Source organism: Mesorhizobium sp. M4A.F.Ca.ET.050.02.1.1 (assembly GCF_003997725.1).
Lineage (GTDB): Bacteria > Pseudomonadota > Alphaproteobacteria > Rhizobiales > Rhizobiaceae > Mesorhizobium.
In genome coordinates this window covers 1-2,192 of sequence record NZ_RZSG01000918.1, presented here as the reverse complement: position 1 = coordinate 2,192, position 2,192 = coordinate 1, and the positions used below count along the sequence as shown (strand labels likewise).

The window sequence follows — 2,192 nt, the reverse complement described above, 5'->3', positions numbered from 1 at the left end:
CAGATGATCGTGCCGACGGATGGGTTGGTGGAGGTGCGGCCGTCGTTCTTCCGCGACAACTCGCCGCCGATGAATTTCCTCAAGTTCGGCGGCGGACTGGCCAGGGGCGCGAAGGAGATTCTCGTGCAGGGCGCCAAGGTCGCCGTGCCGGAGGTGCGCGAGGACATCGCACCGGCCGACATGGCGCTGGGCATCCGTCCCGAGCACATCCGCTTCGACGACGCCTCGAAATTGCGCGGCGCCATCTACGGCACCGAATATCTCGGCACCACGCAAATCGTGGCGGTGGAGACGGCGGACGGCATCATCAAGGCGCGGGTGCCGGCCGAGATCCGGCTCAATCCGGGCGAGCCGGTCGGCCTGTCGCTCAGCAGCGCTCGGCTGTCGCTGTTCGAGAAGGGCACCGGCCGCGCGGTGAAGACCGCCATGTATGACAAGGCAGCGGAGGCGCGCCATGGCTGACGTGCACATCAAGGGCGTGAGCAAGAGTTTTGGCGAGACCGTCGCCGTCGACAATCTCGACCTGCAGATCAAGGACGGCGAGTTCGTCGTGCTGCTCGGCCCGACCGGCGCCGGCAAGACGACGACGCTCAGGCTGATCGCCGGGCTGGAGCGGCCGGATAGCGGCACGATCCACATCGCCGGCCGCGACGCCACGGTGCTGTCGCCGGCCGAGCGCGACACGGCCTTCGTCTTCCAGCAATATTCGCTCTATCCGCACCTCTCAGTCTTCGACAACCTCGCCTTCCCGCTGCGCTCGCCGGCCCGCAAGCTCAGCGAGGACGCGGTGCGACGCCGCGTCGAGGAGGTGGCCAGGCTGGTGCGTATCCACCACAAGCTCGACAGCCGCTCGACCAAGCTCTCCGGCGGCGAGATGCAGCGCGTCGCCATCGGCCGGGCGCTGGTGCGCAAGCCGTCCATCTATTTGATGGACGAGCCGCTGTCTTCGCTCGATGCCAAGCTGCGCGCGGATCTCAGGCTCGAGCTGAAGCGCATCCAGTCCGAACTCGGCGCCACCATGCTCTATGTCACGCACGACCAGATCGAGGCAATGACCATGGCCGACCGCATCGGCATCCTGGCCGAAGGCGTGCTGGTGCAGATCGGCACGCCGCGCGCCATCTATTCCGAGCCGGCAAACCTTCATGTCGCGGCCCGCCTGGGGCAGCCGGCGATCAACCTTCTGCCTGCAGGGCTGCTGCCGGATGGCGGCGCGCCAACCGGTACCAGGACGATCGGCGCGCGCACCGAACACCTGTCGATCGAGAAGGCCGCGAACGGCCATGCCGACGGCGTCGTCGACTGGGTCGAGCATCTCGGCGACCAGAACCATCTGCATGTGACGGTGGGGACAAGGAAGCTGGTGACACTGACCGACCCCGACACGGCGCTCGAAAAGGGGGACAGGGTGACGATCCGCTACCGCTCGCCGCTTTATTTCGGCTCGGACGGGCAAAGACTGATGTAGGCGGACCGCGCACCCATCACACACCGATTGACGACCGCAGATACGGACTGGACGAATCCATGAAGCACTTTTTCAACCGCAAGGACTCGATCGTCACCGAAGCGCTGGACGGCTTTCTTGCGACCGCCGGCTCGGGCACGCTGGCGCGGCTCGACGGCTATCCCGAGATCAAGGTCGTGCTGCGCGCCGACTGGGACAAGACGAAGGTTGCCGTCGTTTCCGGCGGCGGCGCCGGACATGAACCCTCGCACGCCGGCTTCGTCGGCGCCGGCATGCTGACGGCGGCTGTCTCCGGCGAGATCTTCGCCTCGCCCAGCGTCGAGGCAGTGCTGGCGGCGATCCGCGCCACGACCGGGCCGGCCGGCTGCCTGCTGATCGTCAAGAACTATACCGGCGATCGCCTCAATTTCGGCCTCGCCGCCGAGAAGGCGCGCGTCGAAGGCTTTGCGGTCGAGATGGTGATCGTCGGCGACGACATCGCGCTGCCCGACATCGCGCAGCCGCGCGGCGTCGCCGGCACGCTGTTCGTCCACAAGATCGCGGGGCATCTTGCCGAAACCGGCCGTGACCTGGTGTCAGTAGCAGCGGCAGCGCGGGCGGCGGCAAAGGACATTTTTTCGCTCGGCATCTCGCTCTCTTCCTGCTCGATCCCCGGTCAGGCGCATGAGGATCGCTTCGGCGCCGACGATGGCGAGCTCGGGCTCGGCATCCATGGCGAGCCGGG

General features: G+C 67.1%; 3 protein-coding genes. All 3 read left to right on the top strand.

Annotated elements, in window-relative coordinates:
* Positions 1–462, top strand: a 462-nt coding sequence (locus tag EOA33_RS33130; protein ID WP_127407536.1) for a TOBE domain-containing protein, incomplete at its 5' end; no start/stop codon positions are given.
* Entirely contained in the window at positions 455–1,468 is a 1,014-nt protein-coding gene (locus EOA33_RS33125) for an ABC transporter ATP-binding protein (RefSeq protein WP_127407535.1), read from the top strand. The genes EOA33_RS33130 and EOA33_RS33125, both read left to right, overlap by 8 nt.
* Before the next feature lie 59 nt (positions 1,469–1,527).
* Positions 1,528–2,192: dihydroxyacetone kinase subunit DhaK (locus EOA33_RS33120; RefSeq protein ID WP_145989436.1), on the top strand; the 665-nt coding region annotated here is incomplete at its 3' end.